The 23669-nt window shown below is 53.6% G+C and carries 24 protein-coding genes; 9 read left to right on the plus strand and 15 right to left on the minus strand.

Going from position 1 to position 23669, the window contains the following annotated elements; all coding sequences use genetic code 11:
• Positions 1 to 325 precede the first annotated feature (325 nt).
• On the plus strand, positions 326 to 3574 hold the full coding sequence (rne, locus tag HV237_RS14840) for a ribonuclease E (protein ID WP_181541566.1): 3249 nt from the start codon (positions 326 to 328) through the stop codon (positions 3572 to 3574).
• A 242-nt stretch (positions 3575 to 3816) separates the two neighbouring features.
• Here the strand turns inward: rne and flgL are convergent, their stop codons facing one another.
• The 11 genes from flgL to flgB all read right to left on the minus strand — a co-directional run bounded on the left by flgL (position 3817) and on the right by flgB (position 13750).
• Positions 3817 to 4770, minus strand: a complete 954-nt coding sequence (gene flgL, locus HV237_RS14845; RefSeq protein ID WP_016152634.1) for a flagellar hook-associated protein FlgL — start codon at positions 4768 to 4770, stop codon at positions 3817 to 3819.
• A 14-nt stretch (positions 4771 to 4784) separates the two neighbouring features.
• The gene (flgK, locus tag HV237_RS14850) at positions 4785 to 6443 is read right to left on the minus strand and encodes a flagellar hook-associated protein FlgK (RefSeq protein WP_181541567.1); all 1659 of its coding nucleotides are present in this window, start codon (positions 6441 to 6443) and stop codon (positions 4785 to 4787) included.
• Positions 6444 to 6507: 64 nt separating this feature from the next.
• Positions 6508 to 7458, minus strand: a complete 951-nt coding sequence (gene flgJ / locus HV237_RS14855) for a flagellar assembly peptidoglycan hydrolase FlgJ (RefSeq protein WP_016152632.1) — start codon at positions 7456 to 7458, stop codon at positions 6508 to 6510.
• Positions 7458 to 8534 carry a flagellar basal body P-ring protein FlgI gene (locus HV237_RS14860; protein ID WP_019076467.1) on the minus strand — a complete coding sequence of 359 codons (1077 nt, stop codon included), beginning with the start codon at positions 8532 to 8534 and terminating at the stop codon, positions 7458 to 7460. Before HV237_RS14860 ends, flgJ begins: the two co-directional genes overlap by 1 nt.
• A gap of 33 nt (positions 8535 to 8567) precedes the next feature.
• Positions 8568 to 9266: a flagellar basal body L-ring protein FlgH gene (locus HV237_RS14865; protein ID WP_046274759.1), complete on the minus strand. Its 699-nt coding sequence runs from the start codon at positions 9264 to 9266 to the stop codon at positions 8568 to 8570.
• Positions 9267 to 9323: 57 nt separating this feature from the next.
• Positions 9324 to 10106: a flagellar basal-body rod protein FlgG gene (gene flgG, locus HV237_RS14870; RefSeq protein WP_003036202.1), complete on the minus strand. Its 783-nt coding sequence runs from the start codon at positions 10104 to 10106 to the stop codon at positions 9324 to 9326.
• 13 nt (positions 10107 to 10119) lie between these two features.
• Entirely contained in the window at positions 10120 to 10875 is a 756-nt protein-coding gene (locus HV237_RS14875; RefSeq protein ID WP_016156188.1) for a flagellar basal body rod protein FlgF, read from the minus strand.
• 20 nt (positions 10876 to 10895) lie between these two features.
• Positions 10896 to 12188, minus strand: coding sequence for a flagellar hook protein FlgE (gene flgE, locus HV237_RS14880; protein ID WP_046274760.1), 1293 nt, complete (start codon positions 12186 to 12188; stop codon positions 10896 to 10898).
• Between the two features lie 26 nt (positions 12189 to 12214).
• Complete coding sequence (flgD, locus tag HV237_RS14885; RefSeq protein ID WP_016152627.1) at positions 12215 to 12913, minus strand: flagellar hook assembly protein FlgD; 699 nt, start codon at positions 12911 to 12913, stop codon at positions 12215 to 12217.
• Between the two features lie 12 nt (positions 12914 to 12925).
• On the minus strand, positions 12926 to 13330 hold the full coding sequence (gene flgC / locus HV237_RS14890) for a flagellar basal body rod protein FlgC (protein WP_006685091.1): 405 nt from the start codon (positions 13328 to 13330) through the stop codon (positions 12926 to 12928).
• Positions 13331 to 13333: 3 nt separating this feature from the next.
• Positions 13334 to 13750 (minus strand): flagellar basal body rod protein FlgB, encoded by a 417-nt coding sequence (flgB, locus tag HV237_RS14895; protein WP_016152626.1) that lies wholly within the window; start codon positions 13748 to 13750, stop codon positions 13334 to 13336.
• Positions 13751 to 13907: 157 nt separating this feature from the next.
• Here flgB and flgA point away from each other — a divergent pair, with 157 nt between their 5' ends.
• The 3 genes from flgA (at position 13908) to flgN (ending at position 15380) form a co-directional block, all read left to right on the plus strand.
• Positions 13908 to 14567: a flagellar basal body P-ring formation chaperone FlgA gene (gene flgA / locus HV237_RS14900; protein ID WP_047359507.1), complete on the plus strand. Its 660-nt coding sequence runs from the start codon at positions 13908 to 13910 to the stop codon at positions 14565 to 14567.
• Between the two features lie 93 nt (positions 14568 to 14660).
• Positions 14661 to 14954 carry a flagellar biosynthesis anti-sigma factor FlgM gene (gene flgM, locus HV237_RS14905; protein ID WP_016152624.1) on the plus strand — a complete coding sequence of 98 codons (294 nt, stop codon included), beginning with the start codon at positions 14661 to 14663 and terminating at the stop codon, positions 14952 to 14954.
• A gap of 3 nt (positions 14955 to 14957) precedes the next feature.
• Positions 14958 to 15380: a flagella biosynthesis chaperone FlgN gene (gene flgN / locus HV237_RS14910; RefSeq protein WP_016152623.1), complete on the plus strand. Its 423-nt coding sequence runs from the start codon at positions 14958 to 14960 to the stop codon at positions 15378 to 15380.
• Between the two features lie 85 nt (positions 15381 to 15465).
• Here flgN and murJ read toward each other — a convergent pair whose 3' ends face one another.
• From murJ to rimJ, 4 genes are all read right to left on the minus strand, one after another.
• The gene (murJ, locus tag HV237_RS14915; RefSeq protein WP_016152622.1) at positions 15466 to 17001 is read right to left on the minus strand and encodes a murein biosynthesis integral membrane protein MurJ; all 1536 of its coding nucleotides are present in this window, start codon (positions 16999 to 17001) and stop codon (positions 15466 to 15468) included.
• Positions 17002 to 17224: 223 nt separating this feature from the next.
• Positions 17225 to 18148 carry a Gfo/Idh/MocA family oxidoreductase gene (locus tag HV237_RS14920; protein ID WP_047359335.1) on the minus strand — a complete coding sequence of 308 codons (924 nt, stop codon included), beginning with the start codon at positions 18146 to 18148 and terminating at the stop codon, positions 17225 to 17227.
• 1 nt (position 18149) lies between these two features.
• Positions 18150 to 18797, minus strand: a complete 648-nt coding sequence (locus tag HV237_RS14925; RefSeq protein ID WP_047359336.1) for a YceH family protein — start codon at positions 18795 to 18797, stop codon at positions 18150 to 18152.
• Between the two features lie 34 nt (positions 18798 to 18831).
• The gene (gene rimJ / locus HV237_RS14930; RefSeq protein WP_006685101.1) at positions 18832 to 19416 is read right to left on the minus strand and encodes a ribosomal protein S5-alanine N-acetyltransferase; all 585 of its coding nucleotides are present in this window, start codon (positions 19414 to 19416) and stop codon (positions 18832 to 18834) included.
• Positions 19417 to 19675: 259 nt separating this feature from the next.
• Between rimJ and mdtH the strand changes: the two genes are divergently transcribed.
• The 5 genes from mdtH to bssS all read left to right on the plus strand — a co-directional run bounded on the left by mdtH (position 19676) and on the right by bssS (position 23616).
• Positions 19676 to 20884, plus strand: a complete 1209-nt coding sequence (gene mdtH / locus HV237_RS14935) for a multidrug efflux MFS transporter MdtH (protein ID WP_047359337.1) — start codon at positions 19676 to 19678, stop codon at positions 20882 to 20884.
• 114 nt (positions 20885 to 20998) lie between these two features.
• Positions 20999 to 21559, plus strand: a complete 561-nt coding sequence (locus HV237_RS14940) for a lipoprotein (protein WP_016152618.1) — start codon at positions 20999 to 21001, stop codon at positions 21557 to 21559.
• Positions 21560 to 21664: 105 nt separating this feature from the next.
• Positions 21665 to 22711: a dihydroorotase gene (gene pyrC, locus HV237_RS14945; RefSeq protein ID WP_047359338.1), complete on the plus strand. Its 1047-nt coding sequence runs from the start codon at positions 21665 to 21667 to the stop codon at positions 22709 to 22711.
• 65 nt (positions 22712 to 22776) lie between these two features.
• Positions 22777 to 23022, plus strand: coding sequence for a DNA damage-inducible protein I (gene dinI / locus HV237_RS14950; protein WP_003036157.1), 246 nt, complete (start codon positions 22777 to 22779; stop codon positions 23020 to 23022).
• 339 nt (positions 23023 to 23361) lie between these two features.
• Entirely contained in the window at positions 23362 to 23616 is a 255-nt protein-coding gene (gene bssS, locus HV237_RS14955; RefSeq protein ID WP_003036154.1) for a biofilm formation regulator BssS, read from the plus strand.
• The last annotated feature ends 53 nt before the right edge of the window (positions 23617 to 23669 follow it).

A 23669-nucleotide genomic window follows, 5' to 3' on the forward strand; every position in this document is an offset into this window, starting at 1 on the left:
TTGTAGGAAGGCGGCAAGTCTGGGAACCCCAGGTGCTTACTCCTGTAAGTGGTTGGGGTAAGAAGATGAAGCCAACGCACCCACAGCGTGAAAGACGATAAGCACAATGGAAGCTTCTCTGGAGAGTAACACCCAGACTGTTCCCCTGATAATTGCGCTGTGTTTCCGTATGAAATACAGGCAACCGACACTCTGCGCCTCTTTGAGCTGACGATAACCGTGAGGTTGGCGACGCGAATAGACACGAGGCCATCGGTTCACACCCGGAAAGGCATTACTCTGCCCGCAGCTTAGTCGTCAATGTAAGAATAATGAGTAAGTTACGATGAAAAGAATGTTAATTAACGCGACTCAGCAGGAAGAGTTGCGTGTCGCCCTTGTAGATGGGCAGCGTCTGTACGATCTGGATATCGAAAGTCCTGGACACGAACAGAAAAAAGCCAACATCTATAAAGGCAAAATTACCCGTATTGAACCGAGTCTGGAAGCTGCTTTTGTTGATTACGGCGCTGAACGTCACGGTTTCCTTCCGTTAAAAGAAATTGCCCGCGAATACTTCCCCGCTAGCTACAACTCCCATGGTCGTCCCAACATTAAAGACGTGTTGCGCGAAGGTCAGGAAGTCATTGTTCAGATCGATAAAGAAGAACGCGGCAATAAAGGCGCTGCGCTGACCACCTTTATCAGCCTGGCAGGTAGTTATCTGGTTCTGATGCCGAACAACCCGCGCGCGGGCGGTATCTCCCGTCGCATTGAAGGCGACGACCGTACCGAATTAAAAGAAGCGCTGGCAAGCCTGGAACTGCCTGACGGCATGGGGCTTATCGTGCGTACCGCAGGTGTCGGCAAATCTGCCGAAGCGTTGCAGTGGGACCTGAGTTTCCGCCTGAAGCACTGGGAAGCGATTCAAAAAGCCGCTGACAGCCGCCCTGCTCCGTTCCTGATCCATCAGGAAAGCAACGTTATCGTTCGCGCATTCCGTGACTATTTACGTCAGGACATCGGCGAAATCCTCATCGACAACCCGAAAGTTATGGAGATGGCGCGTCAGCACATCGCCGCGCTGGGTCGTCCGGATTTCAGCAGCAAAATCAAACTGTACACCGGTGAAATCCCGCTGTTCAGCCACTATCAAATCGAATCTCAGATTGAGTCCGCGTTCCAGCGCGAAGTGCGTCTGCCGTCCGGCGGCTCAATCGTTATCGACAGCACAGAAGCGCTGACCGCTATCGATATCAACTCCGCACGCGCGACCCGCGGCGGCGACATCGAAGAAACTGCGTTCAACACCAACCTTGAAGCAGCCGATGAAATTGCTCGTCAGCTGCGTCTGCGCGACCTCGGCGGCCTGATTGTAATCGACTTCATTGATATGACGCCGGTTCGTCACCAGCGTGCGGTTGAAAACCGTCTGCGTGAAGCCGTGCGTCAGGACAGAGCGCGTATTCAAATCAGCCATATTTCTCGCTTCGGCCTGCTGGAGATGTCCCGCCAGCGTCTGAGCCCGTCGCTGGGTGAATCCAGCCATCACGTATGCCCACGCTGCTCCGGCACGGGTACCGTACGTGATAACGAATCACTGTCGCTGTCTATTCTGCGTCTGATCGAAGAAGAAGCGCTGAAAGAAAATACGCAGGAAGTTCACGCTATTGTTCCTGTGCCGATCGCATCCTACCTGCTCAACGAAAAACGTACCGCGGTAAATGCCATCGAGACGCGTCAGAATGGCGTGCGCTGTGTGATTGTGCCAAACGATCAGATGGAAACTCCGCATTACTCCGTGCTGCGCGTACGCAAAGGGGAAGAAACACCAACCCTGAGCTACCTGCTGCCGAAACTGCATGAAGAAGCGATGGCATTGCCGACGGAAGAAGAGTTCGTCGAGCGTAAACAGCCAGAGCAGCCGGCATTGGCCACCTTTGCTATGCCAGAGGTGCCGCCAGCCCCTGCTTTGCAGGAACCTACTGCGAAGGCCGCCGCGCCTAAAGCCGCAGCAGCGACCGCGGCCGTCGCCGCACAGCCAGGTTTGATTAGCCGTTTCTTCAGCGCACTGAAGTCCATCTTCAGCGGTAGCGAAGAAGTGAAACCGGTTGAACAACCTGCGCCGAAAGCTGAAGAGAAAACCGATCGCCAGCAGGATCGTCGTAAACCGCGTCAGAACAATCGTCGCGACCGTAACGATCGTCGTGATAATCGCGACAACCGTGGCGAGCGTGATAACCGTAACGAGCGTTCAGAAAGCGGCGAAAACCGTGAAGACAACCGCCGTAACCGCCGTCAGTCGCAGCAGCAAAATGCGGAAGCGCGCGATAACCGCCAGCAGTCTACTGAGGTCGCCGACAAAGCGAAATCCGGTGATGACCAGCAGGCTCCGCGTCGCGAGCGCAACCGCCGTCGCAACGATGATAAGCGTCAGGCGCAGCAGGAAGTTAAAGAGCTGAACCTGGCAGAACAACCTGCGCAGGATACCGAGCAGGAAGAGCGCGTTCGTCAGCCTCAGACTCGCCGTAAACAGCGTCAGCTGACTCAGAAAGTTCGTTACACAGACAGCCCGGCTGTTGAAGCCGAAGTCGCGACTGCCGAGGTGGTCACTGAAACGGCTGTCGCTCAACCAACTGAACAGTCCGTACCGGCACAGCGTACTGAACTGGCGAAAGTTGATCTGCCTGCCGTCGTTGCGACTGAGCAGGAAGACAACAGCGAAGCGCGTGACTCTAATGGTATGCCGCGTCGTTCCCGTCGCTCACCTCGCCATCTGCGCGTCAGTGGACAACGCCGTCGTCGCTATCGTGACGAGCGTTACCCGGTTCAGTCGCCGATGCCGTTAACGGTTGCCTGCGCATCTCCAGAATTAGCGTCCGGTAAAGTCTGGATCCGCTACCCTGTTGCTCGTCCTCAGGATCAGCAGGTTGCAGAGCAGCACGAGCAGGAAACGGTTCAGGGGCAAACAGCACCTGTCGCCGTAGAGCCTCAGGTTGCTGCAGCTGTCGTTGAGCATATTGTGAACGCCCCTGCTTCGGTTGAAACCGTACAGCCAGAGGTGGTCATTGCTGAACCTCAGGCTACCGTCGTTGAAACCACGCATCCGGAAGTCATCGCTACTCCGGTCGAGGAACAACCGCAAATTATCGCTGAATCTGACGCGCCTGTTGCTGAGGATACCGCGGCGAAAGCCGAACCTGTCGCTGAAATCGTGGCTGCGCCGGTTGTCGAAGAATCTGCGGAGGTTGTTATTTCTCAGCCTGAAGTGGCTGAAGAGATTGCCGAGGTTGTGGAAACAGCGCCAGTGGATGAAGAAGTTGCCGCGCCGCAAGAGGTTGTTGCCGCACCTGTCGTCGAAGACGCAGTCGTTAAGGCTGAAGTTGTCGCAACCCGCGTTGACGCAGAACATCTTCACAGCCACGCGGCCGCCCCGATGACCCGTGCTCCTGCACCAGAATATGTGCCTGAAGCGCCGCGTCATAGTGACAGGCAACGCCCGGAATTCACCTTTGAAGGTAAAGGTGCCGCAGGTGGACACAGCGCCACGCACCAGGCGACTGCGCCAGCAACGCGCCCGCAGCCCGTTGAGTAAGTCATAAGCAACATCAAAGCCGACCTTCGGGTCGGCTTTTTTTTATCTCTGCTCTACGCACTGGCAAACTGAGAAGGCGTGGTTACGCTGGCAATCTTTAGCGGTGCAATTGCGCGGGTAATAAGACTAACGGGGAATCTGTCGCTGAGAAAATAACAGTGGCCTAAAAAAATGCCCGCTCCGGGGTGTTAAAGGAGCGGGCAGACAAACATATCCAGTTTCATGATATGTTCAAAAAGGTGTTATCGGTTCAGTTGAAATAGCGACATTCCCTGCATATCGGTAAACGTTTTGTACGATGCCTGCAGTGCGGCCTGCTGCATCACGTAGGACGAAATCGCTGCGTTCCAGTCAACATCCACCAGATTGCTCATCTGCTGAGTCTGGCCCAATGCGCGATCGGCGCCCAGTGAATCCAGTGAACTTAACTCGCTGAGCTGAGTCCCTAATTCTGCACGAACAGAAAGCACGTTATTCAATGAATTTTTCAGGCCACGACTGGTTTTATCAATGGCTGCAGAGGCAGTAGCTTTTGCCGCGTCATTGCCCTCAATCGGGGTTTTGAGCGCATCAATAGCGGTATCCAGCATTTTGAACAGGTTCTTTTCCTGAGTACCGCCGCCAGGTTCCGGTACGGCATTGCTGGTCAGATTAACAAATACTTTATCGCCAGTATGGCCAATCACCATGGTACGGGAGGCATCGACCTGCTGGGTCACATTTGTTGTACCGCCACTGTAAGCGCCATCTGCCTGAGCAAATGGTGCAGATTCTGTTTTATATCCGCCAAAAATATAGCGTCCATTACCGTCGGTGCTGTTCGCCAGGTTCATCAGTTGATCGCGGATCCCCTGCAGGTCGGTGGCCAGCGATGCACGGTCGTCATCGCTTAACGTGCCATTCGCAGCATAGACAATTTTTTCCTGCGCGGTCTGAATTGCCGTCGTTACCTGACTCAGTACGTTCTCTTCCAGCGATACTTTTTGCGTCGCAAATGAACGCGCCAGCGTATATTGGCTGTTCTGCGCCTGTGCTTGAGAAAGCACCACGGCCTGCGAGGCGGCGATCGGATCGTCAGATGGGTTGATCACACGTTTGCCCGTTGACATCTGCTCGCCGAACTTCATCCATTCAGCCTGAGAGTTAGTGATGCCACGCATATTCTGCTGGTACATCATCTGGGTGCTGATACGCATTGTGTCCCTCTCCCTTAGCGAATATTAATCAGTGCATCAAACAGCGCATTTGCAGTTTGCAGCACTTGCGCGTTAGCCAGGTAATACTGTTGGTAGCGCTGTAAGTTACCGTATTCTTCGTCGAGGTTGACGCCGGAAATAGACTGCTGCTGCTTATAAAGCTGCGTTACCACGTTGTTCTGGGTAATGGCGCTGGTTTTCAGCGTCGCGGTTTTGTTCCCGACATCGCTTACCAGCGTGGCATAGGCATCGTTGAAGGTCTTATTACCCACGGTAGCTTTGGTCTGCAGATCCAGCAGTTTCTGACCGTTACGGTTATCGCTTTTTCCCTTATCAATATCCGGGTCCGGATCATTTTTTGAGACCTGGGCCATGGCGATTTTCGACTCATCGGTCACCATGACTTTCATATCAACAACGGCGTTACTGACAGGTTTCACTGTGAAGCTGTCATTTGCTTTTGCGCCAGCATTTACGGTGATTTCCATCCCGTCAAAGGACATCTTCCCACTGGTAACGGTAGCTTTGAAGCTGGTATTATCCGCCAGGCGAGTTACCTGCCAGTCCGTCCCGTCATAAACGATTTTATAATCGGTCGCCTGTACAGCAGAGCTGTCGGTAATCTTCGCGCTTAACGATCCTGTTCCTGTATTTTTAGCGTTGTTGAATACTGCCGGGCTACCGATAGCAAAGAAATCCTTACCCTGATCGCCGTTCGCGTCAAAACCCTCTTTATGCTGGGTGTTAAACGCATCGGCAAACGCCAACGCCAGTTGGCCCAGCGTATTACGCGTCTGGTCAAGCTCTTGAGAACGGAAGGTCAACAGTCCGCCCAGTGAACCGGTATTCAACAGTTTTTCGGGAATTTCAACCTCGCCGGCAACCCCGTCGACGTAGGCCACTGTGGTTCGATTGGGATCGTCACTGGAGGGCACAGCCGCCAGCTGGCGTGCATTGCTGCCCTGCACCAGTGAATAGCCGTTCGCCATGGTTATGTTGTAAGTCCCGCCGTCCTGAACGCTGACTTCAACACCGACAATCTGGTTCAGTTCACTGACCAGTTGGTCGCGCTGGTCGAGTAAATCGTTAGGCGATGCGCCCGCGCCGACGCCGGTCAGACGGGAAATCTGATCGTTGAGGCTGGCAATCTGTTTTGAATAGTTGTTGATCTGGTCAACGCTGGCCTTGATCGCAGTATTAACCTGCTTGTCTTGATCACGCAGATACTGGTCGGTTGTTCTGAACTGGTTGACTAAACCATCAGCTTTACCGATCAGCGCCTGGCGCGCCGCCGGGTCTTCTGCGTTACTGACAAGCGTTTGCAGGCTGGTAAAAAAGTCCTGCATTGAGGTCGAAATGGAACTGGTTTTGCTGGAGAGCAGATTGTCGATTTTCGACATTTGTTCATAGCGCGTTGTCAGGCCGCTGCTTTGGTTCTGTGCGGCACGTAACTGATTCGTGATAAAGGAGTCATACTCGCGCTGTACGCCAGAAACATAGACGCCATTGCCAACCCAGCCCCCCGCACCCAGCGTGCTGTTCGCTTGCGCCATAATTGTCGTTTGACGGGTGTATCCGGCAACGTTATAGCTGGAGATGTTATTACTGGCAGAATTCAACGCGGCCTGCGCTGCGGCGAGTCCACTCATCGCGTTATTAATCAAGCTGGACATGGAGGTTCCTTGTAATCCTTCAATACTCGTTATTATCGGCAGCAGGTTGGTAGACTTGAGCTATTTAAAAGAGATTATCGATATTCGTACTGTAGGTTTTGCTCACTTTTTCGCTCATCGATTTCAACTGCTGGATCATGCTGGTTAATTTACGCGCATAGTTAGGGTCAGTCGCGTAACCGGCATTCTGCAAAGCCTGTGCCCCCTGCTCGGCGGTAGCAGCGGCGGTTACCGCCGCATAGCGCGGGTTACGCGATATCAGACCGACATAATCCGACAGTGCCTCAAGATAAGAGCTATAGACGCGGAATCGGGCTTTCACCTTTTTCGCCTCGCCGTTTTCATATTCGGTGGTGGTGATTTCGGTGGTTGGGCCTTTCCAGCTTCCCGAAGCCTTCACGCCAAAAATGTTAAAGCTCGGTTCACCGTTCTCACGGCGGATTTGTCGCTGGCCCCATCCGGACTCCAGCGCCGCCTGCGCCAGAATCAGATGATGCGGAACCCCGCTTTGCTGACTTGCCAGCTTAGCCGGCAGCGATAGCTGGGCGAGGAAGTCTTTGCTGTCACCTGACAGCGGCTCATCATTGCTTTCCGTCGCCCGGGGAATGGCTTTACGGACCAGTTGCGTCAGCGCCTGGTTTTGATAGCTGGTCACCGTTTCCAGAGAGAACTTCATTGGCACCTGCGGCGCATCGTCTGCAGGTTGTGCCTGCCCTTCGGTCATCTGCTTAACCATCATTTCAGCCAGTCCCAGACCTTTGCCTGCGGTCATCTGCTGCGCAATTTGTTGGTCATACATGCTGGTATACAAACGTGTCGAATCACTGCTAAAAACACCATCTTTCGGCAGTGCTTCACGCATACTTTTCAGCATCATTTGTACGAACATCCCTTCAACCTGACGGGCAACCGGGCGGATATTCGCCGCCGGGTCCTGACCCGCTTTCGCTTTCAGTTCGTTCAGTGATTGCGCATCCCAGGCGGCACTGGTCAGCAGTTTGCTGTCACCAATCATTAGATGATTTCCAGTTTGGCGCGTAAGCATCCCGCGCTCTGCATCGATTGCAGAATGGACATCAGATCCATCGGCGTTGCCCCTAGCGCATTAAGCGCACGCACAACATTGTTCAGGTTGGCGCTGGAACGCACGCTTTGCAGCGAACCGCCGCTCTGGCGCAGATCGATCTGGGTTTGAGGTGTCACCACGGTCTGTCCACCGCCAAACGGTGTATCCGGCTGGCTGACGTTCGCCTGGCGGTTTACCGTTATCGACAAGTTGCCTTGCGCGACGGCACAGCTATCCAGCGTGACTTCACGGTTCATGACAACGGATCCGGTGCGCGAGTTGATAATCACTTTCGCATCCTGCGGCGTGACATTCACCTCCATATTCTGGATGTCAGCAAGGAAACGCACCTGCGAACTGTTGCCGCTTGGCACGCGTACCTGAATCGTCCGGGCGTCCAGCGCAGTGGCGCTACCAAAGCCGCGCGAACGGTTAATGGTGTCGGTTATCTGCTGCGCCATAGTGAAATCTTCATTATTGAGCTGCAGATTAATGGTGTTACCGCCGCCGAACTGGCTGGGTAATTCACGTTCGATGGTCGCGCCGTTGGTAATACGTCCGCCATTGAGCTGGTTTACCTGCACGCTGCTGCCACCCGCAGCCGCGCCTGCACCGCCTACCAGAATATTCCCCTGCGCCAGCGCATATACCTGGCTATCGACCCCTTTCAGCGGGGTCATCAGCAACGTTCCGCCGCGCAGGCTTTTGGCGTTCCCCATGGAAGAGACCACCACGTCAATGGTTTGCCCCTGACGACCAAAGGCCGGGAATTGCGCGGTCACCATCACCGCCGCCACGTTTTTCAGTTGCATATTGGTGCCGGTTGGCACGGTAATTCCCAACTGCGAAAGCATGTTGTTGAGCGTTTGCGTAGTAAACGGCGTCTGGGTAGTCTGGTCACCCGTGCCATCCAAACCGACCACCAGCCCATAACCGATCAACGAGTTTTCCCGCACGCCCTGAACGCTGGTCAGGTCACGAATACGGTCGGCATGCGCAAAGGTGGTTATCAGCACCAGTACCATTCCAACTAAAGATTTAAACACTGGCTACCTCGCTTACATCGGCGACAAGTTAAGGAAGAAACGCTGCAACCAGCCCATATTCTGCGCTTCATTGATGTAGCCGTTGCCGACATACTCAATACGTGCGTCCGCAACCTGAGTTGACGGTACGGAGTTGCTGCCACTGATGGTGCGCGGGTTAACGACCCCGGAGAAGCGAATGAATTCAGTGCCCTGATTAATGGCGATCTGTTTTTCACCCACAACATGTAAGTTGCCATTCACCAGTACCTGATCGACCGTTACGGTCAGGGTACCGCTGAAGGTATTTCTGGCGTTCGCGCCGCCTTTACCGTTAAAGGAGTTACCGCCTGAAGCTTCTACGTCAGCACGCTCATTGCCAAACAGTCCTTGCAAATAACGCGGTACGGTATCAAAACCAAAGTTGGTCTTGCCGTCACGGCTTGCATTAGCCGAAGAACTTTTGCTCGCGCTGACGTTTTCCTGCAATACGATGGTCAACGTATCGCCAATATTGCGCGGACGGCGGTCTTCGAATAGCGGCTGATAACCGTAGTTAATCGGTTGGGCCGACTGGAAGATTGATCCATTCGCCACTGGCGTCGGGCCAGGAACAGGCTGGGCAGACGTTGCGCCCTGCACGAGGGGCGTGGCCGGGATCCAGGCGCATCCTGTCAGTGAAACTACCAACAGGGCTAAAATTGGGTATGGGTGAAGCGCGTATTTTCGCATTGCGGTCATCTTCAAAATCAGTGTGCCGGTGAGGCTTTCACCCCACCGGGCCACACTTTAGAGTTGCGTCAGTTTTTGCAGCATCTGATCGGTGGTCGATACCGCTTTACTGTTGATTTCGTAAGCGCGCTGAACCTGGATCATGTTAACCAGCTCTTCCGCCACGTTGACGTTAGAGGTTTCAACATAACCCTGGTACAGCAGACCCGCGCCGTTCAGCCCCGGAGTGCTCTCATTCGGCGCACCGGATGACTGCGTTTCGGTGTACAGATTCTCACCAATGCTTTCCAGACCGGTATCGTTCATAAAAGTAGTCAGGTTAAGCTGCCCAACCTGAACCGGTGCTGCCTGGCCCTGCTGGGTTACGCTGACGATACCGTCGCGTCCAATGGTGATACTAAGCGAGTTAGCCGGGATGGTGATAGCCGGCTGAACCTGAAAACCACCCGCAGTCACCAGTTGACCGTTCTGATCCACCTGGAAAGAACCGTCACGGGTGTAGGCGGACGTGCCATCAGGCAGCATGACCTGGAAAAAGCCCTGCCCTTTAATCGCCACATCTTTACTGTTGTTGGTCTGCGACAGATTCCCCTGGCTGTGTAAACGCTCGGTCGCGACCGGGCGCACACCAGTACCAATCTGCAAACCAGACGGTAGTGTGGTTTGTTCAGAAGACTGGGCGCCAGGCTGGCGAATCGTCTGGTACAACAGATCTTCAAAAACGGCACGTTGACGCTTAAATCCGTTGGTGCTGACGTTTGCCAGGTTGTTGGCAATCACATCCATGTTGGTTTGCTGCGCATCCAGGCCGGTTTTGGCGATCCACAATGAACTGATCATAAAATGTCCTGTATTAACTCATCGACAGCAGTTGGTTGGCGCGACCCGCGTTATCATCCACGCTACTGATAATCTTCATTTGCATTTCGAAACGACGGGCGTTGGCGATCATGTCACTCATCGCGGCTACCGGCTTAACGTTACTGCCTTCCAGTACACCCGACATAACGCGAATGCTGGGGTCGGCCTGTAACGTAGCGCCACGGGTAGCCTGCGCGGCCTGAGTCAGACGGAACATACCGTCATCGCCACGTTGCACTTCACTCCCCGTGGCCTTCACCAGTTTCAGTCGCCCAACTGGCGCAACGGTGTTAGCCGGATCGCCAGGGTTGAGCGCCGAGATCGTGCCGTCTGCCGCAATGGTGACTTCTGAACCTTCCGGTACGGCTATTGGTCCGGCTTCGCCAATCACCGGGTGTCCCTGAATGGTCAGTTCCCCCGTAGGGCTTACCTGAATGGCGCCATTTCGGGTATATCCTTCGCTACCGTCCGCGGTCTGCACAGCCAACCAGCCATCCTGTTGCAGCGCCACGTCCAGCGGACGTGAGGTATAGTCCATCTGACCCGGCGTCATATCGGCCCCCGGCGTGGAGGCCACCACCAGCGTACGCGTCGGTAAAGACAATCCTTCAACGGGAACCGCGCGCAGCGCATTGAGCTGCGCACGAAAACCCGGCGTTGAGGCGTTTGCCAGGTTGCTGGCCGTCACCGCTTGTTGATTCAGCGTCTGACTGGCCGCGCCCATGGCGGTATAAATTGCGTGATCCATTAAGCCATCCCGTCAGGCGCTTAGCGCAGGTTGACCAGCGTGTTGAGGATCTGGTCCTGGGTTTTGATGGTCTGCGCGTTCGACTGATAGTTGCGCTGGGCGACGATCATATTCACCAGTTCTTTACTCAAATCCACGTTTGATGCTTCCAGCGCGCCGTTGGTCAGTTTGCCGAAGTTACCCTCGCCTGCAGTACCCAGCAGCGCCACGCCGGAAGACTGCGTGGCTGCCCAGACGTTGTCACCCTGAGAAGCCAGACCTTCGTTGTTGGCAAAGTTTGCCAGCACGATCTGCCCCAGAACCTGTTGCTGTTCGTTGGAGTAGTTACCGACCACAGTACCGTCATTGTTAATCTGGTAGCTCACCAGGTCGCCCGGCTTATAGCCGTTCTGATTCGTGGCAACGATGTTGTTGGCGCCAGTGTTCTGCTGCATGGAATTGAGGAAGCTCAGGGAGAAGTTCGCCGGAACTGCGCCATTGATCGTACCGGTCGTTATCTGAATTTGCGGTTGGGCATTAGCTGGGCCTTCAACGGGGATTTTTGGTCCAGTCGGATCTGCTGGATCTACTGGCACAGTCCCTGGAACATAATTGTTCACTGAGGTCAGCGTACCGTTAGCACTAAAGTTCATCACCGCATTCTTGTTGGCAACTGAACCCGCAACGCTGGAGTCCTGGGTGTAGACATCCCATTTGTTCGGGCCTGTTTTGACATAAAAAATATTCATGTCGTGGGCGTTACCCTGGCTATCGAAAACGGTAACTGAGCCTTTTTTGTTGTAGGAATCCGCATCGCTGGGATTAAACGGGGTCTTCGTTGGCACCTTGTCAGTGGAGTTCAGGTTGATCTGCATTGACGCAGTCGTGGTGGTTTTAGCCGCCATCAGCGTATTCGGGATAGTGATCGGCGCCGGGTTAGCACCTTGCTGTATCGTTGGCGGTGTACCGGTAGCCGGATAGCCCGTCAGTTGTAGCCCCTGCATGTTGACGATATTGCGGTTTTCATCGAGCTTGAACTGACCGTTACGGCTGTAGAAAACGGAACCGTTGCTGTCTACCATGCGGAAAAAACCGTTCTGGCTGATAGCGACATCCAGCCCGCGACCAGTGTTGGTCGTGGTACCGTCGGTAAAGTCCTGGGTAATGCCCGCAACTTTAACGCCCAGACCCACTTTAGAACCGGCGAACATATCGGCAAAAGAGGCCGTACCGGATTTAAAACCGTAGGTGGCGGAGTTGGCGATGTTGTTACCAATGACATCGAGGTTGGTCGCTGCAGCGTTCAGACCGCTGACCGCTTGTGAAAAGGCCATGACTTACTCCTGATAAGTGTGAAGGCTTAAATGATCTGCCGTACTTCGTCGAGGGTGGTGGTTCCATAGGTGCCCAGATCCAGCGTATTACCGCCGTTGCTGCGAATAACGCCCTGCACCAGCGCAAACTGAAGCGGCTGAGCCACCAGTTGTGTTCCGCCATTACTGGCAGCAATTGACACGTTGTAAGAACCGCTTGGCGCATCCGTGCCATCGGTCATGGTGCCGTCCCAGGTAAAGGTATGAACGCCCGCTTTCAACCCACCAATATCAATGGTGCGTACCACCTTGCCGTCTTTATCGGTAATGGTTGCGGTAACCTTATCTGCCGGTTGCTGCAGTTCAACGCCAAACGGCGTGGTGGTGGTTTTTGCGCCCTCTTCCGTACCTTTACCGGTCAGGATGGTGGTGCCTGGGATCATGACACCGTGGCCAATCAGCGTACTGGCCTGCAGCGACTGACTGTTGTCGATCTGCCCGGAGATCGATCCCAGCGTGGTGTTCAGTTTCTCAATTCCGCTCACGGTACTGATTTGCGCCAACTGGGTGGTCAGTTCGTTGTTTTGCAGCGGGTTGGTTGGATCCTGGTTTTTCAGCTGTGCCACCAGCAGCGTAAGGAAGCTGCTTTGCAGGTCCGCGGCGTTGCTGCCCGTCAGCGAACTCTTCCCCGTTGCGTCATTCACACCCGTCGTGCTCGGGTCATTCATTTTTACAGCAATAGACATGTGCGCCTCCTTTTACTGGCCTAGCGTCAGCGTTTTGAGCATCAAGCTTTTCACCGTATTGAGCACTTCGACGTTTGCCTGGTAGCTACGCGAGGCTGACATGGTGTTGACCATTTCGCCGACGACGTCCACATTCGGCATTTTTACGTAACCATTCGCATCGGCCAGCGGATTACCGGGTTCATAAACCAGCTTATCTGGCGCCTGGCTTTCAATGACGTCAGCGACTTTTACGCCACCGGTTGCCGCACCTGGCGCGGCATCAACCTGAAAAACAACCTGCTTCGCGCGATAGGGCTGACCGTCAGGTCCGGTGACGCTATCCGCATTCGCCATGTTGCTGGCCGCCACGTTCAGGCGCTTAGACTGAGCCGTCAGCGCAGAGCCTGCGATATCAAAAATATTTAACAGCGCCACGAATTAGTTCCCTCCTTGCAGCACGTTCATCATGCCTTTGATTTGTCCACCCAACGCGGTCAGCCCCATTTGATACTTGAGGCTGTTGTCTGCAAATTGCGTACGCTCCCGGTCCATATCTACCGTGTTGCCATCGAGAGACGGCTGATCAGGAATGCGGTAGAGCAGTTCCGTAGAAGGAGCGGAAACGGTCTGGGCCGGAATGTGTTGTGCAGAGGTCAGCGTCAACGAGACACCGCCGGTTTCTTCCCGTCCTCGCACCATGACTTTTTTTAATTCACTGGCGAAATCCAGGTCGCGCGCCTGATACCCCGGCGTGTCGGCATTGGCTATGTTGGCCGCCAATACTTCCTGGCGTTGGGCGCGCAAATTCAGCGCTTCCTGTTGAAAACGTAAGGCGGCGTCGAGCTTATCGAGCATATCTCCTCCGCAAATGACAAAATTCAGCCGACAGCTTAAATCCCATTACGCGCGCGTTATCGCTGGAATAAACGCAAAATGCGTCGCTATTTGTTGCGTTGATGACTGCGTCACACAGGTAGAATCCTGTCACTACCTGAAAAAGCGCGAGGTTTTGATGCAAACGTTTAAACGTGGAGTCGTCGTGGCAGCACTGCTGTTCAGTCCTATGACGCTGGCGCAAGACCTGAATTCACAGTTGACGGCATGGTTCTCCCAGCGTCTGGCCGGATTTAGCGATGAGGTCGTCGTTACTATCCGAACGTCGCCAAACTTATTGCCGAGCTGCGAACAACCAGCATTAAGCGTGTCCGGGAGTGCAAAATTGTGGGGTAATGTGAACGTGCTGGCGCGCTGCGCCAACGAGAAACGTTATCTGCAGGTGAGCGTGCAGGCCACAGGAAACTACGTTGTTGCCGCCGCGCCCGTCGCTCGGGGTAGCGCCCTGACTTCGGCCAGCGTAACGCTAAAACGAGGTCGACTGGACCAACTCCCTCCGCGCGCCGTGCTGGATATGAATCAGGTGCAGGATGCCGTAAGCCTGCGCGATCTGGTCCCTGGTCAGCCGATACAGCTTTCCATGTTGCGCCAGGCATGGCGAATCAAGGCCGGTCAGCGCGTCCTGGTTATCGCCAACGGAGATGGCTTTCGGGTGAATGCCGAAGGTAAGGCGCTGAACAATGCCGCCGTCGCCCAGAATGCCCGAGTACGGATGATTTCAGGCCAGGTGGTGAGCGGTGTCGTCGATTCTGATGGGAATATTCTTATTAACCTATAATAGGTTAAAGATTTTTTAGCGTGTGCCGATAGATAAACAACCAATGATTACAGCGGGCCGCTATAGCGTAACCCCTCGATGAGGATAAACAAAATGAGCATTGATCGTACCTCACCATTGAAGCCAGTAAGTACCGTTCAGCCACGTGAAACCAGCGATGCGCCGGTACAAAAAACGCGGAAGGAAAAAACCACCGCCACCACCAGCACCAGCGTCATGCTGAGCGACGCCCAGGCTAAACTGATGCAGCCCGGCACCAATGACATCAATATGGAACGCGTGGAAGCACTCAAAACCGCAATCCGTAATGGAGAGCTGAAAATGGACACCGGAAAAATTGCCGACTCGCTGATCCGCGAGGCGCAGAGCTACTTACAGAGTAAATAAAGTATGACTCGTTTGTCAGAAATACTTGACCAGATGACGACCGTCCTCAATGACCTGAAAACGGTAATGGATGCTGAACAGCAGCAGCTTTCCGCAGGATATATTAACGGCAGCCAGCTACAGCGTATTACAGAAGAAAAAAGCTCTTTGCTGGCAACCCTTGATTATCTGGAGCAGCAGCGCCGTCTGGAGCATGACGCCACGCGCAGCGCCAATGATGAAATTGCCGAGCGTTGGCAGACCATTACCCGAAAAACACAGGACCTACGCGAACTCAACCAGCACAACGGTTGGCTGCTGGAAGGGCAGATCGAGCGCAATCAACAAGCGATTCAAGTGCTGAAACCGCACCAGGAACCGGCGCTGTATGGCGCAAACGGTCAAACCTCTGCTGCGCACCGCGGCGGGAAAAAATTCTCTATCTGATGCTAGCCTGATAACGTTTTGCTTATCAGGCCTACGCGTTTTGTAGGCCGGATACGGCGTCATGCCGCCATCCGGCATTAATCTGTTACGCCGTCCGGCGCACAAACTCTTTCACTTTAAAGCCCAGCACCGCGAGCGCAGCGAAGTAAGCAGCAATACCGGCCACCACAACGGCCATCAGACGCAGCAGACGCCATAACATCGTTCCCTGCGACCAGTCCGGCATGATGTATAGCATCCCAACCAGCGCCGCCGACATCACCAGCACAGAAATCACCAGTCGCGCCAGGAACCAGGCCCAACCCGGTTGTGGGGTAAAAATTTTCTGTTTACGCAGTTGCCAGTACAGCAGTGAAGCGTTCAGACACGCCGCCAGACCAATCGACAGCGACAGCCCGGCATGTTTCAGCGGCCCAATAAATGCCAGGTTCATTACCTGGGTCATAATCAGCGTGACAATGGCAATCTTGACTGGCGTTTTAATATCCTGGCGCGAATAAAAACCAGGGGCCAACACTTTCACCACGATCAAGCCAATCAAACCTACCGAGTATGCCACCAGCGCGCGCTGCGTCATCGCTGCGTCAAAGGCGGTAAATTTACCGTACTGGAACAGAGAAACCGTCAGCGGTTTGGCCAGAATCCCCAACGCCACGGCGCTCGGTAATGCCAACAGAAAACACAAACGCAGGCCCCAGTCCATCAGACGGCAATACTCATCATGATTACCGCTGGAAAAACTTTTGGACAGCGAGGGCAGCAGGATAGTCCCCAACGCGACGCCAAGTACGCCAGACGGAAACTCCATCAGACGGTCAGCATAATACATCCATGACACTGAGCCAGAGGCCAGAAACGAAGCGAAAATCGTATTGATGATCAGTGAAATCTGGCTGACAGATACCCCAAGGATCGCCGGGCCCATTTGCTTGACGACGCGCATCGCCCCCGCATCACGGAAGTTCACGCGCGGCAGCACCAGCATGCCAATTTTCTTCAGGTGCGGAAGCTGATAAATCAGCTGTAGCACGCCGCCAACGGTAACGGCCCACGCCAGCGCCAGCACCGGAGGGTGAAAATAAGGAGCAGCAAACAGCGCGAAACCGATCATGCTGATATTCAGAAAGGTCGGCGCAAACGCCGGAATGGAAAAGCGATTCCAGGTATTCAGGATCGCACCCACCAGCGAAGCCAGTGAGATCAGCAGAATATACGGAAAGGTGATCCGTAGCAGTTGAGTGGTCAGCGCAAATTTGTCCGCTGTGTCGGCAAACCCAGGCGCGGTGACTAAAATCACCCACGGGGCAGCCAGCATTCCGGCGACCGTCACCACGGCCAGCGCCAGAGTCAACAGCCCGGAAACGTAAGAGACAAAGACGCGGGTCGCATCCTCCCCCTGCTTACTTTTATATTCGGCAAGAATAGGCACAAACGCCTGCGAAAAAGCACCCTCAGCAAAGATTCGGCGCAGCAGGTTAGGAAGTTTGAATGCCACAAAAAAGGCATCAGTCGCCATCCCTGCGCCAAAGATTCTGGCGACAATCGCATCACGCGCAAAACCCAGCACACGTGAAAACATCGTCATCGAGCTGACGGCTGCCAGCGACTTTAATAAATTCATCTATGTTGTATTCCAGACTCTGAGGCAAAACCCCGACAAACCTGCCCGTAGGTCGGATAAGGCATGATCGCCGCCATCCGGCACTTTTGCTGTGCCTGATGGCGACGCCGTAGCGTCTTATCAGGCCGACAAACCAGCCTATGGTTGAAAAGAGGTGTTATTTTTGAGTTGGCATATAGTACCTGGATTACAATGAATTACTACCGCCAGATGTTACAGGGGGTTATTCAGCCATTGCCTCCCGCCACAGCTTTTCGACAACGCGCTGGGCCAGGAGCGCCTGCTCACCTGCCGTCTGGGGAACCGTCTGATTTTGCACGCACTCAATGAAATGACGTGCGCATCCGGCAAAACCACGCTGTTCCAGGGTAGTTTGCCAGCCTGCTACCGGCTTGTGCACCACTCCTTGCCCGCGCTCTTCCCGCCATTCCCGCATATCCGTGACGTCAATCAGGCCACCATCCGTCACCGCCTGCACGCTCTCGCGCTGGCTACCGGCGCGGCGGTGCATACTGGTCGTTACCTGCATTTGCCCGGCAGAAAAATGGTGCTCCGCATAGAGCATCGCGCCGGATTCATTGGTTAACAGCGTACCGTGATTTAACTGCGCTTTCTCTCCCGCCAGCCACAATGCGGTATCGACTACGTGCAGATAGTCGTCCAGTAGAGTGAAGCGCAGATCGTGCGGCCCGACGCTGTCCGTCCGGTGCTTATCCATGCGTACGGACGCCGCATTGCCCAACTGGGATTTGAGATCCTGATACAGCGGCGCAAATCGACGGTTAAACCCCACCATCAGCGTCAGCTTTTTCCTCTCGGCCAGGTCCACCAATTGTTCAGCCTCGTGCAGGTTTTCCGCCAGCGGTTTATCCACGCACACGTGAACCCCGGCATTCAGCAGTTCGCTGACCACCGCATAGTGCGTTGCGGTACTGGAATGGACGAAAACCGCATCGCAGGTTTGCGCCAGATTAACCAGTGAATCAACGTAGGGTATCCGCCAGGTATCACAGATACGCTGCGCTTTTTCCCGCGAAGGTGAAAATGCCCCTTCCAGTGTCCAGTCTGCACTAGCGCCCAGCACGGGCAGCCAGGCCTTTTGCGCAATCCCGCCGAGCCCGACAACGCCGATACGTAATTTATTCACATTAGTCTCCCAGGTGCGCCAGCAAGGAATCAAGCCGCTGCTTAAGCTCCGCGACGTCTGTTTCCAGCGCGTCAACGCGCGCCTGTAGATCGCCCGAAGCTGCCGGAAGTTCATCTGTGGTGGCCATCGCTTCATCAACGTCACCGCAAAACAGGTGCATATAACGGCTTTCACGTTTGCCCGGCTCACGCGCCAGGCGAACGACATAAGGACCATCTTCCCGGGTTGCAAGTTTCTCCAGTGTCGACTCTACTTCGGCCATGTCGCTGAATTCGTACATCCGGGAAGCGCGGCTACGTAGCTCACCTGGTGTTTGAGCGCCGCGCAGCAACAGCGTGGTAATGAGCGCGACTTCCCCCGCGCTGAGCTTAAGATTACCAAACTCAGAGTTGCAGAAACGCTGCTCATATTTCGTGACGCGATTACCAAAGCCACTCACCGTACGCAGGAAATGCCGTTTCACCAGGTTATCAAGCTGATCCTGCACGTCGGATTCCGACAGGTTCATCACGGGTTCACGATTCGTTTTTTGATTGCAGGCGGTTACGACTCCGTTAACGGAGAGCGGATACTGTTCAGGCGTAGTCACTTGTTTTTCTAATAAACAGCCAATCACCCGTGCTTCGGTGGCGGTTAATTCGTATTTCATCGTCTTCTCCATTAATCATGGCTGCATCTGAAACTTAGCGGCCGGGGGTCCATTCTGATGTGGTCAACGCCGTCAGCACGTGATCGCGCCACTGCCCGTCAATCAGCAGGTAGTCTTTGGCATACCCTTCTTTTTCAAAACCCAGTCGCGCCAGCAGGTCACCACTGCGTTTATTATGTGGCATGTAGTTAGCCATAATGCGGTGAATATGCTGCGTGCGCTGCATATAGCGGATGGCCGAGGTTAAGGCTTCATACATCAGCCCCTGCCCCTGCCACTTCTGTGCAATGGAGTAACCGAGATAACAGGCGTGGAAAGATCCCCGCACGACGTTCGAGAAGTTCGCGACGCCAATAATCTCTTTTTCTTCCGGATCGAGCAGCGCAAAGTAATAAGCGGTGCCCTGTTTATGAAACTCAGAGATCATGCTCAGACGCGCCTGCCAGCCTGACGGATAACAGTGGCTTTCATCGCGAATAGGTTCCCAGGGTTTTAAGAAATGACGATTTTCTGCGTAATAATCTGCCAGACGCCAGGCATCACGCTCATGCACTAAACGCACGACCAGGCGGTCCGTGGTTAAGCGCACTTTTGGCACGTTACTGCGATAGCCAAACATTCTATACCTACTCCTTCCCGTAACGTCTTCAATACGCTATTCGCATTACTATACCTGCGCAAATACGCCCTGTGAAAAGAGCAAAATGCCATTTTTTGAATTATTCACACATTTTGATGAAAACTCTCTATCAAGACGGACTTTTGATAAAAAAATATTGTCCCGCGAAGGGTGGGAAAAGCGATGACGACACCGCAGAATAGGAGGTGCTTATCTTTTAAACTCTATGCAGAGTGACGAGTTTTTCCCTGGAGGGGAAATGTCGCAAGTCTCGCAGGCAAGGAACCTGGGTAAATACTTCCTTCTTATCGATAACATGCTGGTCGTGCTGGGTTTCTTCGTCGTTTTCCCGCTGATCTCAATTCGTTTCGTCGATCAAATGGGCTGGGCCGCCGTGATGGTCGGTATCGCGCTTGGATTACGTCAATTTATCCAGCAAGGTTTAGGTATCTTCGGCGGTGCTATTGCTGACCGTTTCGGGGCAAAACCGATGATCGTCACCGGCATGCTGATGCGCGCTGCCGGATTCGCCACTATGGGCATTGCCCATGAACCGTGGCTGCTATGGTTTTCCTGCTTTCTTTCCGGGCTGGGCGGCACGCTGTTCGACCCTCCCCGCTCGGCGCTGGTGGTCAAACTGATCCGTCCGGAAAAGCGCGGGCGTTTTTTCTCTATTCTGATGATGCAGGATAGCGCCGGGGCAGTGGTTGGCGCGTTGCTCGGCAGTTGGTTATTGCAATACGATTTCCGTCTGGTGTGTGCCACCGGCGCAATTTTGTTCGTTCTGTGCGCGGCGTTTAACGCCTGGCTACTTCCGGCATGGAAACTGTCAACGGTGAAAATTCCGGTGCGCGAAGGAATGAGGCACGTGATGCATGACAAGCACTTTGTCACTTATGTGCTGACGCTGGCGGGCTATTACATGCTGGCGGTACAAGTGATGCTGATGCTGCCAATAATGGTAAACGACATCGCTGGCTCACCGGCCGCTGTGAAATGGATGTATGCCATCGAGGCGTGCCTCTCTTTAACGTTGCTCTACCCGATTGCCCGCTGGAGTGAAAAACGCTTTCGCCTTGAGCATCGCCTGATGGCCGGTCTGCTGGTGATGTCTTTAAGCATGATGCCCATCGGCCTGGTCGGGAATTTACAGCAGTTGTTCACCCTGATTTGCACGTTCTATATTGGCTCAATCATCGCCGAACCGGCGCGTGAAACCCTGAGCGCCTCGCTGGCGAATGCAAGGGCACGGGGAAGCTATATGGGTTTCAGTCGACTGGGACTCGCCATCGGCGGCGCCATTGGTTATATCGGCGGCGGCTGGCTGTTTGACATGGGTAAAGCCCTGGCACAACCGGAGCTGCCCTGGATGATGCTCGGTATTATCGGCTTCATCACTTTCCTGGCGCTGGGCTGGCAATTCAGTCTCAAACGCCCAACGCGTGGTATGCTGGAGCCTGACGCCTGATAGCCAATCTGGTGTACGCGCATTTTTCAGTTTTTTCTGCTGTTACCCGCAGCGCTGGTGCTCGATGATGCTTTGTGTCACGATTACACCACAAGCATCATGTTGAGGAACCCCATGAAAAAGTTTTTTTTTGCCGCTGCACTAATTGTCAGCGGCCTGTTGGTTGGTTGTAATCAACTCACGCAATACACGGTTAGCGAGCAAGAGATTAATCAGGCCCTGGCGAAGAATAATAACTTTTCTAAAGATATCGGTTTGCCTGGCGTCGCTGAAGCACATATCGTACTGAACAACCTCGCCAGCCAGATAGGCCGTGAAGAACCCAATAAAGTGACGCTGACCGGAGACGCCAACCTGGACATGAACTCCCTGTTTGGCAGTCAGAAAGCGACCATGAAGTTGAAGCTAAAAGCCTTACCGGTTTTCAATAAAGAAAAAGGCGCGATTTATCTGCAAGAAATGGAAGTCGTGGACGCTACCGTCACGCCGGAAAAAATGCAGTCGGTACTGCAAACGCTGATGCCTTATTTAAATCAGTCGCTGCGCAACTATTTCAACCAGCAGCCGGCATACATTCTGCGGGATGACAGCAGCCAGGGGGAAGCGCTGGCGAAAAAACTGGCGAAAGGCATTGAGGTGAAACCGGGAGAAATCATTATCCCGTTCACCGACTAATATGACAGAGGGCGCCGATGCGCCCTTTTTTTTCGTGCAAACGAAAACGTTTCCGCTTATCCTTTGTTTCCGGCAAAAAAGACTATCCTCAGCCGGAGCATATTGATGACTGCACCATCCCAGGTTTTAAAGATCCGCCGCCCAGACGACTGGCATCTTCACTTTCGCGATGGCGACATGTTAAAAACTGTCGTGCCCTATACCAGCGAAGTTTATGGCCGCGCCATTGTCATGCCGAACCTGGCTCCGCCCGTCACCACGGTGGACGCGGCTATCGCTTACCGCCAGCGAATTCTTGACGCGGTTCCTGCCGGACACGACTTCACGCCATTAATGACCTGCTACTTAACGGATACGCTGGATCCCAATGAGCTGGAACGTGGATTCAACGAAGGCGTGTTCACCGCCGCAAAACTCTATCCGGCCAATGCCACCACCAACTCGACGCATGGCGTAACCTCTATTGATGCCATCATGCCAGTGCTGGAACGGATGGAAAAATTGGGTATGCCTCTGCTGGTGCACGGCGAAGTGACGCATGCGGATATCGATATTTTCGATCGTGAGGCGCGCTTTATTGAGACGGTAATGGAACCACTGCGTCAGCGTTTAACTGCGCTGAAAGTGGTGTTCGAACATATCACGACTAAAGATGCTGCCGAATACGTGCGCGACGGCAACGACCTTCTGGCGGCGACCATTACGCCACAGCACCTGATGTTTAACCGCAACCACATGCTGGTCGGCGGGATTCGCCCTCATCTGTACTGCCTGCCGATCCTCAAACGTAACGTCCATCAACAGGCGCTGCGTGAGCTAGTCGCCAGCGGGTTTAACCGCGCCTTCCTCGGTACCGACTCAGCGCCGCATGCGCGTCATCGCAAAGAGTCAAGCTGTGGCTGTGCGGGCTGCTTTAATGCGCCGACCGCACTGGGCAGTTATGCCACCGTGTTTGAAGAGATGAATGCACTGGACCATTTTGAAGCCTTCTGCTCACTCAATGGCCCACAGTTCTACGGTTTGCCGGTAAATGAAACCTTTATTGAGCTGGAACGCGTGGAGCACAAAGTCCCGGAGAGCATTGCGCTGCAAGATGATACGCTGGTGCCTTTCCTGGGTGGCGAAACGGTACACTGGTCCGTGAAAAGCTAAAAAAAGTGTAGCCAACTGGCGAGAATAACTGTATAAATAAACAGTATATTCCACAGGGGGCTACTATGCGTATTGAAGTCACTATTGCCAAAACTTCACCTTTACCTGCTGGTGCAATTGACGCGCTGGCAGGTGAACTCTCCCGCCGTATTCAGCACCATTTTCCGGATAACGAAGGTAACGTTACCGTCCGTTATGCCGGCGCAAACAATCTGTCGGTTATTGGTGCCACCAAAGAGGATAAAGAACGCATCAGCGAGATCCTCCAGGAGACCTGGGAAAGCGCGGATGACTGGTTCATCAATGAATAAATAATGATATGCAGTGATGTTTGTTTGCCGGGTCGCCCCGGCTTTTTTATACACACCATCTTTTAATCAATAGTTCATTCCTTCTGGCAAACTGATATTTTAATAATAAATTCCTGTCTATCTTTTAACCACAACACCAAAATAATTGTGCAACATGCTTAAAAAAAATGAATAACATGTCGGTTTGTTAGTCAGATAACGCTGAAAACGAAAATTTTATGTGCTTACCTCTTTAAATTTTCAATGAATACCCTTATTTATTGATATACTGAAGTTGCTTCAGAAAAAACGCATTGAACCTCGAAAACCGTTGTCTAGTAACACGAATTAGGGGGCATGATGGAAAAGAATAATGAAGTCATTCAGACTCATCCGTTAGTAGGATGGGACATCAGCACTGTTGATAGCTACGATGCGCTGATGCTGCGTTTGCACTACCAGACCCCGAATCGTCCAGACCCGGATGGGACTGAAGTTGGTCAAACGCTCTGGTTAACCACTGATGTTGCCAGGCAATTTATTTCGATATTAGAAGCAGGAATCGCTAAAATTGAATCCGGCGATTACCAGGTAAATGAGTATCAGCGACATTAAATCTGATACATCCAACCATCAAAAGGCACCTTTCCGGTGCCTTTCTTATTTCC

This window comes from Citrobacter sp. RHBSTW-00570 (assembly GCF_013739755.1).
GTDB classification, from domain to species: domain Bacteria; phylum Pseudomonadota; class Gammaproteobacteria; order Enterobacterales; family Enterobacteriaceae; genus Citrobacter; species Citrobacter braakii.